The sequence below is a fragment of the Pseudomonas sp. Bout1 genome (assembly GCF_034314165.1).
Classification (GTDB): Bacteria; Pseudomonadota; Gammaproteobacteria; order Pseudomonadales; family Pseudomonadaceae; genus Aquipseudomonas.
On the sequence record NZ_JAVIWK010000001.1, the window covers coordinates 3,586,397 to 3,599,686 of the forward strand.

A 13,290-nucleotide genomic window follows, 5' to 3' on the forward strand; every position below is an offset into this window, starting at 1 on the left:
CTCCCCCAAAAACTTTGGTGGCTAAAATCAAGCGGACAGAAAGACACGCAGTGCAAGGAGGCTCCAAGCAGCCAAGAATACAGCACTTAGAACAGGCGAAATTGAAGCGAATAAAGCACAGTGCGCATCGAAGCTGACGATAGTTCCTAAAATGGCTATATCAGCAGTAGGACAGATACCACCAGAATTTGCAGAGGCAATATTTTCTTTAAACTCCGTCATGGCTTGACCAAAACCAGAGTCATTAAGGTCTACTTGCATACCATGAACAAAAGCCTTGTAGTGGACAGCGTTGACCTCACTATCAAGAACGGCATCTGCGTTTAACTGCCCGGGATTAGTGAAAGAGAGCTCACCGTCAAAACCGGAATCGCCATTCCCACCGTTATTATCACCACCTGTATTTCCTCCATCCCCAGGGTTAGGAGGGGTGCCATCGTCGCCGCCGTCGCCAGGATCAACAACGGGGTTGAGAGGATCTCCAACGGCTGGTGAGGTATATCCGGAGTCAGCACCGCATGACGGATTCGAGGTATTAAGACCCACGACGAAGTTACAAAAACCAGTGCTAGTAGAGCCAGAAGCAAAGTAACAGTTGGTACTAGTAACTGAGCTAGCCAAGTAAGAGCATGAATTATGACAAATGTCAGAAGTAACAGAATCTTCTTTCCAAGAGACAAAGGATTTACCTGACGATTTAATGATTGGAGAGTTAGGGCCTCGTGACTCGACTGTTTCAGGGCAGTTAATTTCAGCCTCTTTAATGATGCCGACTGTATTAGATATTACGTTGCCGTAAAAACTGTAAGAGAAACTGCAACTTGCGACAGCATCACTTAATAGAGAACACGAGCCCGGCGTGTAATTCACTCTAGTAGCATTTGTCTTATATTGGTCAGCCGCCTTTGTATACTCAACGATAAAAGATTCGGGTGAAGGTTGTGTGCCAGAGGCCGCACACTCTTTGGGAGTATTGGATAAGTGAGCGTTACCACACTTCCAGCCAGCAGAAGCTTTGAAGGGAAAGGCTGCTAGGAACAAAAGAGGCAGTAGGTAAATAGCCTTCATATCACCACCCCGAAAAGACAGCGAATGAACAACCAGAACCAATAACGAACATGGCAAAGTAATAGAGCTGATCCATGTAGCGGCCTCAGACTTTGAAAAAAAATGGGCGCCCGAAGACGCCCAGGTCATGCAGAGAGTGTTATTTAACCGCGTAGGAAACCAAGTACGATCTTCGCACCTTTAATACCGGCATAAACACCGGCGAGGATACCGGCCACAGCCAATACACCCACGGAAATGGTGCTAAAGTCGATCGAGGAAGTCAGTCCAGTGTAATCCCAAGCTGCTGCACCTTCAGCAGCGAAAACAGATGGGGCAGATACAGTAACGGCAACAGTAGAAATAGCTACAGCAAGCGACTTTTTGAACATGGGTAATCCTTAGGATTGTTTTATGAAGTTTAAAATTGTCCGAATGCCCATAGACCCGACCATAAAGAACGCGACTAAGGTGAATCCGGCCCCAAATGCTTGAGCCAAAACCGTTGGATCAAGCTGAGTCGGATCAAAAGGAGGCAAGTTATTGACGACCTCCCATGATGAAGAACAGACCGGAATACCACCCTCGGTTGAAATGTCGGATGGACAATAGAGGGTTCCAGACATTACGCAGGCTTTTGAGTTGTAGAAGCAGCAGGAGCACCGGAATTAACACGGCGGCCTTGGCGAGGATCAACTTCAAAAATAAGGCGATCATCACGAACTTGCGCAATCACATCACATTCATACTTTCCAGGTTGAGGAACCTGCTGAGGGGTTTCTGCGTAGAATGTACATTTCTGCGGGTATGGAATATTTGGCAAATGAGCGTACGCTTCAAACATGCAATATGGTTTGCCTGACTTCGCAGCTGTACCGCTACGGTGATTACCAGTTACTTCGACCACAATAGTATTAGACATGATGATGCCCTTATCTCAATGTTGGAAAGCCAGGAACGGTGCCGGGCTTACGGTATGCCCAACTGGGCGCAATGGCTTCAGGATTACGCCTGAAGGTTTTGAATTTTCGTGCAGCACGTTGACGGGTTACTTCTTGCTGAGCCAATGCAGATAAAAACAAGCGCATAAGACTATTAATCCCAGCACGTTCATCACATTGAGGATTGTTGAGAGCATTTAAGAATTCCATTTCAACTGCAAAACGTAGATTTTGATAAGCAACCCTATCCATCAAAAACCCATCCATTCGGCGATACAGGTTGTTCCTGTTTCTTGACGCTCAACAAACCAAATGCGCTCAGGTTTAACGCCCTGCTCTTTTCGAGCCTCAACAACCCTAAGTGTCTGTTCTACCTGTTGAGCAAGAACAGGATTAATAAAAGAATTCTGTACTTGTTGTTGTTCAGCTAAACGGCGTTTCTGACAACTTGTAAGTTGAGCGCCTTGAAAACTGACAGTTCTCACGCTGCAACCTGATGCAGATGATTAGGGCGTTGATACCAAGTTGGAACAGCCAAGGGACTTTTCGTTACTTCTCGACACTGGCGGACAAATACCGGTGCAAAACGACTGGTATCACAGGCGTTACGAATGTTGATCCCGATTTTGTTAAGACGAGCAGCATGAGTTTCAAAAGCACGCTGAGACAAACCGTGATGATGGCCACTCATCCAAAGTATGGCGTAAGAGGAAGTAGCATTAGCAGAAGCCCTGCCCTTACAAATACCATGTTCAATTAGTTTGTCAGCAATACTCTGAAGGTCCATTGCAGTCACCTTTAACTTTTCATCTATTTTTAGAAACTCACTGTGGAGTTCGGCTAAACGCCTTTCATCGAATAAGCCCCAATAACAAAGGGCCTCACGCTGTAAATATTCGCTCTTAAGCTCTTGTTCCATGCGAACCACGCCTTCTTGTGCGCAGTAATTTTTAACTCGCTGAACGTATTTGTATTCTTCTGATCCTTCACCAAAGGCCCGTTTAATCTTTGGAAGGCAGTTCTGATCCATTTCAAAAGCCTTGTCATATGCCTTTCGATATTGGAGGCGTCCGCCTTTGCCATTTCCTTTGGACGTCCAAGCAACAGTGCGACCATTGGGATACAGAAAACCGATGGAGTGTCCGATTCGCTGGCTAGAAACACCGCGCAAATAGGCAAGAACATTGCCCTCCCCCAATGAAACATTGGTGGTCAGATCTATCCGTTCAATCTTTGCCCCATCGGCGATACGGTCGCCGGATTTGGCTCCTGACTCACCTTGGCGAATATCAATGCGAGTGCAGCGGGTAAAACCTGGGAGACCGTATTCACGTAAAAGTGCGTTGTATACCGAGACGCATTGCTCGATAGAGGTGAAACCAAACAAGTTGTCGAGCCGCCCTACCCGGCTGGGATTTCCTTCAACGCGGATCTTGCGACCCTGAACGTGAATCGTGACCGAAGTCGAAAAACTAGCCTCATGCTTGAAACGCGGCTGACGAGTGCTAAGGACTTCGTTTGTGTTGGCATCAATCGTCAGGGTAAACACGTCGCACACGAGAGGTAGGTCATGGTCGTGCTCCTGCGATACGGTTAGCCAGTCTATGAACATCCGAGAGCCTTACTAACAAGTCTAAAGCGGTTAACTGCATCCAAAAGGACGGTATTCCGCAATGATAGGCGGTCTTCCGTTTGAGTCAAGAGAAAAAGAACGGTTTTTAGCTGATACTTGCTCTATAGAAACGGTAAACCGCATTCGGAGACGCAAAATGGGCATCGGCACGCGGATCAGGCAAGAGCGGCTCAAGCAAGGTCTTGAGCTGAAGGAGCTAGCAAAATTGAGTGGCATCCCGGAGCGGACGCTTGCAGACATCGAGCGTGAGGTTTCGAGCCCGCGAGCAGAAAACCTGAAAAAGGTGATTATCTCGTTGGGCTGTTCAGCTGATCAGATTATGTTCGACGACGACGAGCTCACCGAAGACGGGGACTTGGCCTTACTCGTGCGCGAATTAGGGAAAACTGAAGAAGAAACCCGACAGACAGTTAAGCGAGTAATCCGAGCAATGCTGGTTCAGGAGCGCGTCTTTGAGCTAGAGAAAATTCGCAACTTCGACGACGCTCACAGAGAAGAAAACAAGCAGCGGCAGAACCTCGCCATGCCATTGAAGCGCTACGAAAAAACGAGTAAGTGAAGTCGGAAACCGAAGAAGTCTTCGGTAAAGTGGGGGTGTAACAGCACCCCCACCCTCATAAGGCAGGAAACAGCAGCTTATGAAATCTGAAGCGGAGCGAAAACGTAGGGACGAGGCAATTGCCCTTGTGAGACTGCTCGCAATCAGTTCTGAGCAGTATGCGCAGGGAAAATATTGCTCAACAGACGAATTGAAAGCTCGTCTAAGGTTGTTTTCTCAACGGTCCGCAGAGAAAAAGACAGGCCAATAACGCGCTAGGAAATCGGACCTGCCGGGACCTAGTCAGCGGTAGCGCTGCAAGTCACGGAACCGTGAAGGCTACGCGAACGGTCTGGAAAACCACCCTGGTAGATCAGGGCGCGAAATGGCACCACGTCGACTACAGGCGATTTGAACGCGACAAAAAACCCCAGGGGTCTAACGGACGCTGGGGTTTTTCTTTGAGGAAAGATCGGCCGGCTTTGCCGGGTATCGGCGCGGAAAAAGTAGGTTTCCACCATGAAAAGGATTAGCGCCTAATGCCCTTCGGGCAGGTCGAGGTCAGCAAGATTAAAGGGGCTGATACTCAACTCACTGATCTGGCCGTGAAAATACAGAAAGACCTGCTTCAAAGGTCCAATCACGAACCGTATCAAGGCATTCGCCTGCGTGATATTTCCACTGTTCAGCCTGATCAAGCCGTGAGTTTACAGCGCTCAAAACCTCAGCATCTTCAGTGACCACAAGCTGAGATTTTTTGGAAAGAACGTAGTGGTATTGGCACAGCTTGAGATAGTGCTCCTGCAGCTCAGATATCTTGACCAATGAAATCTCATGATCACCAGACATGGCTCGCTGAAATTGCATGTAGCTTTCCTCCGCATTTTTGGATTTATGAATCCAGAAAATACGAAACTCATTGATTCTCTTGCCCTTTGCGTTCTTGAAAGCTTCTGCTACAGAAACTTCTTCCAGCGATTTTACTAACTCATCTTCAGTCATAAATGCCCTTTGAAAATTGGTGATCAGCTCCAACTTCTGAATATAGAAGGCGCGGTAAAGGCAGGTCAACAATAGGGATTTTAGTTTTTAGATAAAGAGGTATTTGATAGCAGATTTTGCAAAACGGAACGTAACCTGGTCAGCTTTTGCTATCAAAAAAGGAACGGCGAAATCCTGAGAGATCGCCTTTATGTAAACGCTGAAACTCAATCAAAAACGCGCTTAACACTGACTCGCTGCTGATCTGGTGAACCGGCAGCCGCTTCCAAAAACTGAACGTCAAAAATCTGATAGCTCTCAGATTTCCCTGTAGGGAGACTTCGGACCACTGCGTCTTTAGGTGACAGCTCCTCGCTCGTAACTAGGTACATTTCTGTGCCATCCACGCTTCCGCGAAGCTTTAAAACTGAACCGTCAGGCTTAGTGACAACGAAAACGTCAGGGTAAGCCCAGTCGTCTGGATTACTCATATCAACTCCTTCTGAAGGCCAGGAAGGCCAATATAGAAATGGCATTTTACCATGCATTCTGAAGGTCGTTTTTAACCAGGAAAGGCCACGCATAATGCACGCTATGTGTAAATCAGCAGCCGGGGCTGCGCGATTTTCCCGGCAGCTGACTCGTCCAGCAGGACGGCTTCGCTAACATAACGTGCACCACATTATGCGTAACCTTCGTATTGGCAGGTCGTCAGGGTCAGTGGCAGGTCAGATTTCAAGCTAGGCACTGCCGTTTTCATCGCCCTAAAGGTTCGTACTCTGCAATCTCTTCAATACGCTTTTTGACCGTTTCTTCACGGGCCTTTGCATAAATCAGCGGCCAAATAGTTCCACCTTCAGCGCGGCTACCTCCAGCAGTAAAATTTCCCCAGATGTCAGAGTATGCTTCCCAAGCTCGTTGCGATTCTTCAAAAAGGTGATTTTGCTCATCTGAGATTTCAAAATCGCTCCTAAGCTTGGCAATGGCAGTCTCCATAATCTGCGTTTGATACTGAAGAGATTCACCCGCAGCAATGTTCATATCTGTTTGCGTCAAAGGTGCGCCTGGGAAAAGCGTTTCAGCTATCAACTCATCCGAAGCCTTTAAAAACGCGATGCAGTGTTCAAAGCACGACTCGATTTCCTGTGAGTTGATTTCATACGCTGAAGCAATCTCATGACAAATAATGTGCCGCAGTTCGAATGTACGTTTTACTCCTGCAAAAACTCTATTTGGATCTTGCAATACAGGTGCTAAAGGTTCATTTAGTATTTCTACAGCCCAACGATCGTGGACTGTGCGCAAAGCCACGACAAAATCTTTCCCTAAAAGAATTCCAAGCCACTTGTTTATATGTTCGAAGCTACTGATTGAAACACTGTGAGCAACCATCTCACCAACAGTGATTGTCTTGCCATGGATTGCTCTTAAGATTGAAAAATCAATCTTTTGTCCTGTCGCCTCAGCATTACTCAAAAATGGTTCTCCAGCGTCTATAAGCTCCTGGATCACCATTCGAAAGTAACCTTCGATGCACGCTATTAAAGCGACAGGGAAATACTTAATAAACTCAGGATCTACGTCCTTTCGTGCTTCAAATGCTTGCGCCATAGCCGAAAGTCGGATGGGTAACTCTGTCATGGAGGACCCGAAGCGACGGCGCTGACGAATTTCTGAGATTTCTTGGATAATATCTCGAGTGCGGCTCATAGATGGACCATTTCCCGGCTGTTTAGCAGCCCACATTAGCTCAAGTCACAGCAGGGAAATGAATAAATAGGGGATAAATCCTGCTATTATTCTCTCCTTAAGAAGATCCAGTTATAACTATACTAAATAGTCCTTTAGTTTAGTTATATTAAATCATCGATCAACCAGCCTCGGTGTCAGAAAAAGAACAAGCTCCGTACTGGTAGAAACCTTGGACTTACTAGTGAAAAGCCACTTGAAGCCAGGGATTTTGCCAAAGAAAGGCACACCCTTAGTCACGGTGCTTTCAACGTCTGAGTAAACACCCCCCAAAGCAACTGTCTGGCCGAATCCGGAAAAAACACGCGACGTTAGGGACGTTGTCTTTATAGGTGGCACCCCATTCATTGCGTTCGAATAATCCGGCTCATTCTTCGACAGAATGACATCAAGCAAAACACCCTTCTCGTTCACTAAAGGTGTGACGTCCAAAGACAGAGCAGCTTCTTTAAAAGAAATCGACGTTGAGCCCTCACCGGCAGATTGTTGGTAAGGAACCTGAGAGCCTTTTACGATCTTGGCCTGATGCCGGTCAGATGTGTAAACCCGAGGACTGGAGATCACCCTGCCCTTACCAAGCTGCTCCATAGCACTCAATGTTGCATCAAGACTCACTGCCCTTGAAACAATGCCGACACCTGCGACAGCAGCAGATGAGAGCCCTAAAGGGACAGAACCCACAACAGTTCCAGCACCACTACCGATAGAACCGCCCCACTCCACTCCTAAGTTTTTAGAATAGGAGCGATCTACTTCAACTATCCGAGCCTCGATCATGACTTGCTTACGCGAGTAATCGACAGCGGCAATCAGAGTTTTAAGCTGAGCTAAACGCGCCTTACTCATTCTGGCAACGATGATCGAAGAACCGTCCTCAAAAGACAGAGTCTCACCAGGATCGAGAGGAAACGCTTTTATTGCATCCGACGCCAAAATGTTATGTACCTTGAGGATCGAAATATCAAAGGAATTGACGGCAAAAGACGCGCCGGTGTGTATTTTCTGATCTTGACCAGGTGCATAAGCATTTGCTGAGTATGAATCACCTGGACGAGGATAAGCACTAACACGTAGAAAATTACCTTCGACTGTATATAAAAGCCCCTTAAGAGACGTCACATATTCAATTGCCTCATCCCAGCTCACATCCTTCATTCGCATAGAAAGTGAACCACGGATGTTCTCATCTAAAACAAGATTCAAGCCGCGATAATCGGCCAAAAGTTGTAGTGCTGACGAAACCTGAATGGTCTGAAAATCAAAAGTCAGTTGCTGGGGAGCGGTTTCTGCCTGGGCAAAGGAAACAAAGAAAAATAAGAATGCAGCAACGTAGAGGCGGCACAGGGACTTAAGGGTATTCATGACATGAGTTCCAGGGCACTGGTTGATTAATCGGGGTCGGTCTTAGCGCTACGCTAAAGACCACCCCCAATTAACCCACCTGTAATTGGGTTAGGTTTTTTTAATGACCAATTAGTAATCTTGAATCCGTCAACCAAGCAATAAGCCTCGGTAAAGTCCGGAAAATATCGACAATGAGAAAAAGAAACGTACCGTGTATTTCCGTTGTTATCCGCTATTAGGGCAAGAGCCTCAGAAACTACCTTTGACGATGGATCGGGCTTTGACGGATGAATAAAGCCAACAAGACGCCAAGTGGTTGAGATTGGAGACTCAGGTGATTTAATAGGTTTATTGGACTTTGCCGTTGAAGTGATAGGTTCAGCCAGACCAGGAGAATCCGAGGAAAAGAAACTTTTGACACCGTAGATACCTAAACCCATGAACAGGACAAAAGCTCCAGCCGTTGCCCAAAGTCCAAATGAACGCAAGATACTTGCACGACCATCAGCAGCAGACTCATCACCGACTGCACCAGAACTAGACTGAGTAGCCGACTTGTAAAATACAAATACAGATGGCTTAAAGGTGCCGGCAGTAGTCCTGACGAGCTTAGACTTTGACGGAGCATCACCGGTAACAGCACCGTTATAAATATCAACCTTATACGTTTTCTTACTTAACTTCCTGATTCGGTAAGTTGTTTCAATAAGGAGACGAACCCAAGAGGAAATCTGAGCTAAATCCTGCGTTACCAGGACGACGCGCATAGAGTTGTTTTTATCGTCAACACGGTGCCTATGCTCAGCCAACAACGATTTATCAATAAAGTTAGCATGGTTTACATTCTGGCCTGCGGGCCAGCGTCTCCAGCATTCATCGATGATTGCAACACAGCCTGCCGGAAATAATTCGAATAAATCCGGATGTTCATACCAGTCGGCTGGCAGTTGAGTAATTTTTCCGCCAAAAGTAGCCAGTAAATCGTCAACAGACAAAGGAATATTAGTAACAACATGCCTATCTTGTTTGAGCGACGGAATAACCACATGTTCAGTTACACCGTAGGTCTTCCCTGCTCCTGGCTTGCCCACATAACCGTGAATAGCCATAAATCACCCAATCAACGGAATGCGACGAACAAGGAAGCGCAGAAGATAAGCACTCGTAACAACACTGATGCCAAATGGAACTTGCATGATATTCAGGAAATACCAAACAGACGGGTCAATTGCAGAAAATAGCTGTGCAGCACTTTGGATAATTCCAACAATGAAGCTAGTACTAATCAAATCAAGAAGAGCCTGATAAAGCCAGTCTGCGACCGCGACTGGAATGTCAGCGATGAATTGTAAGATATCTTGCAGTATAGATAAGAGCCAATTACCAAACGCAGACATAAATCCCTCCCCCAAAAACTTTGGTGGCTAAAATCAAGCGGACAGAAAGACACGCAGTGCAAGGAGGCTCCAAGCAGCCAAGAATACAGCACTTAGAACAGGCGAAATTGAAGCGAATAAAGCACAGTGCGCATCGAAGCTGACGATAGTTCCTAAAATGGCTATATCAGCAGTAGGACAGATACCACCAGAATTTGCAGAGGCAATATTTTCTTTAAACTCCGTCATGGCTTGACCAAAACCAGAGTCATTAAGGTCTACTTGCATACCATGAACAAAAGCCTTGTAGTGGACAGCGTTGACCTCACTATCAAGAACGGCATCTGCGTTTAACTGCCCGGGATTAGTGAAAGAGAGCTCACCGTCAAAACCGGAATCGCCATTCCCACCGTTATTATCACCACCTGTATTTCCTCCATCCCCAGGGTTAGGAGGGGTGCCATCGTCGCCGCCGTCGCCAGGATCAACAACGGGGTTGAGAGGATCTCCAACGGCTGGTGAGGTATATCCGGAGTCAGCACCGCATGACGGATTCGAGGTATTAAGACCCACGACGAAGTTACAAAAACCAGTGCTAGTAGAGCCAGAAGCAAAGTAACAGTTGGTACTAGTAACTGAGCTAGCCAAGTAAGAGCATGAATTATGACAAATGTCAGAAGTAACAGAATCTTCTTTCCAAGAGACAAAGGATTTACCTGACGATTTAATGATTGGAGAGTTAGGGCCTCGTGACTCGACTGTTTCAGGGCAGTTAATTTCAGCCTCTTTAATGATGCCGACTGTATTAGATATTACGTTGCCGTAAAAACTGTAAGAGAAACTGCAACTTGCGACAGCATCACTTAATAGAGAACACGAGCCCGGCGTGTAATTCACTCTAGTAGCATTTGTCTTATATTGGTCAGCCGCCTTTGTATACTCAACGATAAAAGATTCGGGTGAAGGTTGTGTGCCAGAGGCCGCACACTCTTTGGGAGTATTGGATAAGTGAGCGTTACCACACTTCCAGCCAGCAGAAGCTTTGAAGGGAAAGGCTGCTAGGAACAAAAGAGGCAGTAGGTAAATAGCCTTCATATCACCACCCCGAAAAGACAGCGAATGAACAACCAGAACCAATAACGAACATGGCAAAGTAATAGAGCTGATCCATGTAGCGGCCTCAGACTTTGAAAAAAAATGGGCGCCCGAAGACGCCCAGGTCATGCAGAGAGTGTTATTTAACCGCGTAGGAAACCAAGTACGATCTTCGCACCTTTAATACCGGCATAAACACCGGCGAGGATACCGGCCACAGCCAATACACCCACGGAAATGGTGCTAAAGTCGATCGAGGAAGTCAGTCCAGTGTAATCCCAAGCTGCTGCACCTTCAGCAGCGAAAACAGATGGGGCAGATACAGTAACGGCAACAGTAGAAATAGCTACAGCAAGCGACTTTTTGAACATGGGTAATCCTTAGGATTGTTTTATGAAGTTTAAAATTGTCCGAATGCCCATAGACCCGACCATAAAGAACGCGACTAAGGTGAATCCGGCCCCAAATGCTTGAGCCAAAACCGTTGGATCAAGCTGAGTCGGATCAAAAGGAGGCAAGTTATTGACGACCTCCCATGATGAAGAACAGACCGGAATACCACCCTCGGTTGAAATGTCGGATGGACAATAGAGGGTTCCAGACATTACGCAGGCTTTTGAGTTGTAGAAGCAGCAGGAGCACCGGAATTAACACGGCGGCCTTGGCGAGGATCAACTTCAAAAATAAGGCGATCATCACGAACTTGCGCAATCACATCACATTCATACTTTCCAGGTTGAGGAACCTGCTGAGGGGTTTCTGCGTAGAATGTACATTTCTGCGGGTATGGAATATTTGGCAAATGAGCGTACGCTTCAAACATGCAATATGGTTTGCCTGACTTCGCAGCTGTACCGCTACGGTGATTACCAGTTACTTCGACCACAATAGTATTAGACATGATGATGCCCTTATCTCAATGTTGGAAAGCCAGGAACGGTGCCGGGCTTACGGTATGCCCAACTGGGCGCAATGGCTTCAGGATTACGCCTGAAGGTTTTGAATTTTCGTGCAGCACGTTGACGGGTTACTTCTTGCTGAGCCAATGCAGATAAAAACAAGCGCATAAGACTATTAATCCCAGCACGTTCATCACATTGAGGATTGTTGAGAGCATTTAAGAATTCCATTTCAACTGCAAAACGTAGATTTTGATAAGCAACCCTATCCATCAAAAACCCATCCATTCGGCGATACAGGTTGTTCCTGTTTCTTGACGCTCAACAAACCAAATGCGCTCAGGTTTAACGCCCTGCTCTTTTCGAGCCTCAACAACCCTAAGTGTCTGTTCTACCTGTTGAGCAAGAACAGGATTAATAAAAGAATTCTGTACTTGTTGTTGTTCAGCTAAACGGCGTTTCTGACAACTTGTAAGTTGAGCGCCTTGAAAACTGACAGTTCTCACGCTGCAACCTGATGCAGATGATTAGGGCGTTGATACCAAGTTGGAACAGCCAAGGGACTTTTCGTTACTTCTCGACACTGGCGGACAAATACCGGTGCAAAACGACTGGTATCACAGGCGTTACGAATGTTGATCCCGATTTTGTTAAGACGAGCAGCATGAGTTTCAAAAGCACGCTGAGACAAACCGTGATGATGGCCACTCATCCAAAGTATGGCGTAAGAGGAAGTAGCATTAGCAGAAGCCCTGCCCTTACAAATACCATGTTCAATTAGTTTGTCAGCAATACTCTGAAGGTCCATTGCAGTCACCTTTAACTTTTCATCTATTTTTAGAAACTCACTGTGGAGTTCGGCTAAACGCCTTTCATCGAATAAGCCCCAATAACAAAGGGCCTCACGCTGTAAATATTCGCTCTTAAGCTCTTGTTCCATGCGAACCACGCCTTCTTGTGCGCAGTAATTTTTAACTCGCTGAACGTATTTGTATTCTTCTGATCCTTCACCAAAGGCCCGTTTAATCTTTGGAAGGCAGTTCTGATCCATTTCAAAAGCCTTGTCATATGCCTTTCGATATTGGAGGCGTCCGCCTTTGCCATTTCCTTTGGACGTCCAAGCAACAGTGCGACCATTGGGATACAGAAAACCGATGGAGTGTCCGATTCGCTGGCTAGAAACACCGCGCAAATAGGCAAGAACATTGCCCTCCCCCAATGAAACATTGGTGGTCAGATCTATCCGTTCAATCTTTGCCCCATCGGCGATACGGTCGCCGGATTTGGCTCCTGACTCACCTTGGCGAATATCAATGCGAGTGCAGCGGGTAAAACCTGGGAGACCGTATTCACGTAAAAGTGCGTTGTATACCGAGACGCATTGCTCGATAGAGGTGAAACCAAACAAGTTGTCGAGCCGCCCTACCCGGCTGGGATTTCCTTCAACGCGGATCTTGCGACCCTGAACGTGAATCGTGACCGAAGTCGAAAAACTAGCCTCATGCTTGAAACGCGGCTGACGAGTGCTAAGGACTTCGTTTGTGTTGGCATCAATCGTCAGGGTAAACACGTCGCACACGAGAGGTAGGTCATGGTCGTGCTCCTGCGATACGGTTAGCCAGTCTATGAACATCCGAGAGCCTTACTAACAAGTCTAAAGCGGTTAACTGCATCCAAAAGGACGGTA

The 13,290-nt window shown here is 46.7% G+C and carries 19 protein-coding genes; 1 reads left to right on the forward strand and 18 read right to left on the reverse strand.

Annotated elements, in window-relative coordinates:
- Window positions 1-27 precede the first annotated feature (27 nt).
- From RGV33_RS16715 to RGV33_RS16740, 6 genes are all read right to left on the reverse strand, one after another.
- Window positions 28-1,068, reverse strand: a complete 1,041-nt coding sequence (locus RGV33_RS16715; protein WP_322145219.1) for a hypothetical protein — start codon at window positions 1,066-1,068, stop codon at window positions 28-30.
- A gap of 143 nt (window positions 1,069-1,211) precedes the next feature.
- On the reverse strand, window positions 1,212-1,439 hold the full coding sequence (locus tag RGV33_RS16720; protein WP_073514906.1) for a major capsid protein: 228 nt from the start codon (window positions 1,437-1,439) through the stop codon (window positions 1,212-1,214).
- 233 nt (window positions 1,440-1,672) lie between these two features.
- Window positions 1,673-1,969, reverse strand: coding sequence for a propanediol utilization protein (locus tag RGV33_RS16725; RefSeq protein ID WP_073514908.1), 297 nt, complete (start codon window positions 1,967-1,969; stop codon window positions 1,673-1,675).
- 10 nt (window positions 1,970-1,979) lie between these two features.
- Window positions 1,980-2,240 carry a hypothetical protein gene (locus RGV33_RS16730; protein ID WP_322145220.1) on the reverse strand — a complete coding sequence of 87 codons (261 nt, stop codon included), beginning with the start codon at window positions 2,238-2,240 and terminating at the stop codon, window positions 1,980-1,982.
- On the reverse strand, window positions 2,240-2,473 hold the full coding sequence (locus RGV33_RS16735; RefSeq protein WP_322145221.1) for a hypothetical protein: 234 nt from the start codon (window positions 2,471-2,473) through the stop codon (window positions 2,240-2,242). Before RGV33_RS16735 ends, RGV33_RS16730 begins: the two co-directional genes overlap by 1 nt.
- A complete protein-coding gene (locus RGV33_RS16740; protein ID WP_322145222.1) occupies window positions 2,470-3,600 on the reverse strand; it encodes a phage/plasmid replication domain-containing protein in 1,131 nt (376 codons plus the stop codon). Before RGV33_RS16740 ends, RGV33_RS16735 begins: the two co-directional genes overlap by 4 nt.
- 157 nt (window positions 3,601-3,757) lie before the next feature.
- Between RGV33_RS16740 and RGV33_RS16745 the strand changes: the two genes are divergently transcribed.
- A complete protein-coding gene (locus tag RGV33_RS16745; RefSeq protein WP_073514912.1) occupies window positions 3,758-4,180 on the forward strand; it encodes a helix-turn-helix domain-containing protein in 423 nt (140 codons plus the stop codon).
- A gap of 570 nt (window positions 4,181-4,750) precedes the next feature.
- On the opposite strand, the gene RGV33_RS16750 is transcribed toward RGV33_RS16745, so the two are convergent.
- From RGV33_RS16750 to RGV33_RS16805, 12 genes are all read right to left on the reverse strand, one after another.
- Complete coding sequence (locus RGV33_RS16750; protein WP_322145223.1) at window positions 4,751-5,161, reverse strand: hypothetical protein; 411 nt, start codon at window positions 5,159-5,161, stop codon at window positions 4,751-4,753.
- A gap of 206 nt (window positions 5,162-5,367) precedes the next feature.
- Complete coding sequence (locus RGV33_RS16755; protein ID WP_322145224.1) at window positions 5,368-5,631, reverse strand: hypothetical protein; 264 nt, start codon at window positions 5,629-5,631, stop codon at window positions 5,368-5,370.
- A gap of 265 nt (window positions 5,632-5,896) precedes the next feature.
- Window positions 5,897-6,850 (reverse strand): lysozyme inhibitor LprI family protein, encoded by a 954-nt coding sequence (locus RGV33_RS16760; RefSeq protein ID WP_179291741.1) that lies wholly within the window; start codon window positions 6,848-6,850, stop codon window positions 5,897-5,899.
- Between the two features lie 153 nt (window positions 6,851-7,003).
- Window positions 7,004-8,251 carry a hypothetical protein gene (locus RGV33_RS16765; protein ID WP_322145216.1) on the reverse strand — a complete coding sequence of 416 codons (1,248 nt, stop codon included), beginning with the start codon at window positions 8,249-8,251 and terminating at the stop codon, window positions 7,004-7,006.
- Between the two features lie 53 nt (window positions 8,252-8,304).
- Window positions 8,305-9,342: a zonular occludens toxin domain-containing protein gene (locus RGV33_RS16770; RefSeq protein WP_322145217.1), complete on the reverse strand. Its 1,038-nt coding sequence runs from the start codon at window positions 9,340-9,342 to the stop codon at window positions 8,305-8,307.
- Window positions 9,343-9,345: 3 nt separating this feature from the next.
- Window positions 9,346-9,630, reverse strand: a complete 285-nt coding sequence (locus RGV33_RS16775; protein WP_322145218.1) for a DUF2523 family protein — start codon at window positions 9,628-9,630, stop codon at window positions 9,346-9,348.
- Between the two features lie 33 nt (window positions 9,631-9,663).
- Window positions 9,664-10,704, reverse strand: coding sequence for a hypothetical protein (locus RGV33_RS16780; RefSeq protein ID WP_322145219.1), 1,041 nt, complete (start codon window positions 10,702-10,704; stop codon window positions 9,664-9,666).
- A gap of 143 nt (window positions 10,705-10,847) precedes the next feature.
- The gene (locus RGV33_RS16785) at window positions 10,848-11,075 is read right to left on the reverse strand and encodes a major capsid protein (RefSeq protein ID WP_073514906.1); all 228 of its coding nucleotides are present in this window, start codon (window positions 11,073-11,075) and stop codon (window positions 10,848-10,850) included.
- A 233-nt stretch (window positions 11,076-11,308) separates the two neighbouring features.
- A complete protein-coding gene (locus RGV33_RS16790; RefSeq protein WP_073514908.1) occupies window positions 11,309-11,605 on the reverse strand; it encodes a propanediol utilization protein in 297 nt (98 codons plus the stop codon).
- 10 nt (window positions 11,606-11,615) lie between these two features.
- Complete coding sequence (locus RGV33_RS16795) at window positions 11,616-11,876, reverse strand: hypothetical protein (RefSeq protein ID WP_322145220.1); 261 nt, start codon at window positions 11,874-11,876, stop codon at window positions 11,616-11,618.
- Window positions 11,876-12,109 (reverse strand): hypothetical protein, encoded by a 234-nt coding sequence (locus RGV33_RS16800; protein WP_322145221.1) that lies wholly within the window; start codon window positions 12,107-12,109, stop codon window positions 11,876-11,878. Before RGV33_RS16800 ends, RGV33_RS16795 begins: the two co-directional genes overlap by 1 nt.
- Window positions 12,106-13,236 (reverse strand): phage/plasmid replication domain-containing protein, encoded by a 1,131-nt coding sequence (locus tag RGV33_RS16805; protein WP_322145222.1) that lies wholly within the window; start codon window positions 13,234-13,236, stop codon window positions 12,106-12,108. The genes RGV33_RS16800 and RGV33_RS16805 overlap by 4 nt, the downstream gene beginning before the upstream one ends.
- Window positions 13,237-13,290: the final 54 nt, after the last annotated feature.